Annotated in this window: 2 protein-coding genes; one reads left to right on the plus strand and one right to left on the minus strand. The window is 66.5% G+C overall.

The window, feature by feature from the left end:
* The coding region (locus FJZ36_19375) for a hypothetical protein (GenBank protein MBM3217059.1) at window positions 1-487 on the minus strand (487 nt) is incomplete at its 3' end.
* 289 nt (window positions 488-776) lie between these two features.
* Between FJZ36_19375 and FJZ36_19380 the strand changes: the two genes are divergently transcribed.
* Window positions 777-992: a hypothetical protein gene (locus FJZ36_19380; GenBank protein ID MBM3217060.1), complete on the plus strand. Its 216-nt coding sequence runs from the start codon at window positions 777-779 to the stop codon at window positions 990-992.
* Window positions 993-1581 lie beyond the last annotated feature (589 nt).

Below are 1581 nucleotides of genomic sequence, written 5' to 3' on the forward strand. Positions count from 1 at the left end.
GGATTGTCAGCAGACCCGCGTCGTTGGTCAGTATGGTGTCCACGGACTCTCGCAGGTACGCCGCGACGAAAGCGACGAGGAGGCGCTTCAGCTCCGTGCGCTCCCCGAGCGGCGGCGTGGTAACGCTCACGGTTCCGCCACGAACCCACCGATTCAGGTCGTCCGCGATCTCAAGCACGCGGCGCTTTGTGTCGGAGCTCGCCTCGAAGCAGAACGTGTAGGCGGGATCGACCCTCTGGGCGCCGATGCTGTCTCTCTTGGCGCACCCTGGCGCCGACGAGCGACGCTCCGGCCGACCTGCCAACGGATCCGTCCTCTCGTGCTCGCCGGATGCCATCTGCGGCGTCATCCCCGACGCGGAGATCGGCGGAACCGCCGCGCCAACCGCCAAGTCGCCACTGCTCGCCCAAGCAGACGGCACGCCGCCCGAATGCGATCGCTCGACCGTGCTGGCGTCGGCTGAGCCGCTACGCCGCGAACGGCGCAACGAACGCTCGCTTCCTTCTCGTCATTTTCTGTCCGCCCCGGACCGCGCTCCGCCTGCCTATCCCCTCTCGGTTTCCTAAAGCCATCGTCCGCATCCGTACGGCATCGCAGCAGTCTGAGAGGAGCACTCTCATGGGCGAGCCCATGGCAATCGCTCTCGTCACAGTCGCATGCGTCGGCGTGCTGTTTACGCTGGCAGCCAATCTCTCCGCGTCGCGCCGTCGCAAGCATTCACCAGTACGCTAGCGGTTCCAGGCGTGAGCCGGAACCGCCCGCGAAGGAGACTCACCATGAAACAAGACACGTCGTCAGCCGCTCCGAGCCTGTTCGAGGCGGGATGGTTTCGCGGCATCCTGATCGGCGTGTTCGTCGTGATCGTCGCCGGCGTGTGGTACATCTCGGCGCACCCGTCGTCGGTTCTCACCTTGCTCGGGAAGGACAAGACGGCAGTCGAGAGGCCAACCGCACCCAAGCCCACGGTCGGCGGCGCGTCCGGTACGCAGTGAGACGGGCGCGCGGAACCGTCTGACGCGTATGCAGGGGTCCCCAGCCGCCTCGACACAGACGACTGGGGACTCGTTTGCGCGCCAAGTCGATGGCTCAGACAGCCAAGGTCTCGGCGATCGTATCGTGCCGAAAGATCGTCATCTTCTTGCGGAGGGCGGCGGCAAGCCATCGCTTGACGGGGGTCGGCTCTCCGAGGTCGGCTCCGCCATCCGGCTTGCCATCCAGCCAGGCGTCGAGCGCCGCGATTCGGTCGTCGTAGACAGCGCGCATCGCGTCCGCCTGCGGCACGGCTGCCAGCCGCGCCTCCTCGGCGGAGTAGCGGCTTTCCTCCCGCCCGATCCGTTCCAGAGCCGTCCGAATCTGATCGAACAGCCGATGGTGGCACAGCCACGGGTGATCGAACTCCGCAAAGAACCGGGAGACATCGAACCCGGTACCCGCCGCCGCCTCGACGAGCCGCAGACGCAGATCGCGGAGCTCTCGCGTGTGCGGCGAGTCGTTCGTCTGGATTGTCAGCAGACCCGCGTCGTTGGTCAGTATGGTGTCCACGGACTCTCGCAGGTACGCCGCGACGAAAGCGACGAGGAG

Source organism: Candidatus Poribacteria bacterium (genome assembly GCA_016866785.1).
GTDB lineage: Bacteria > Poribacteria > WGA-4E.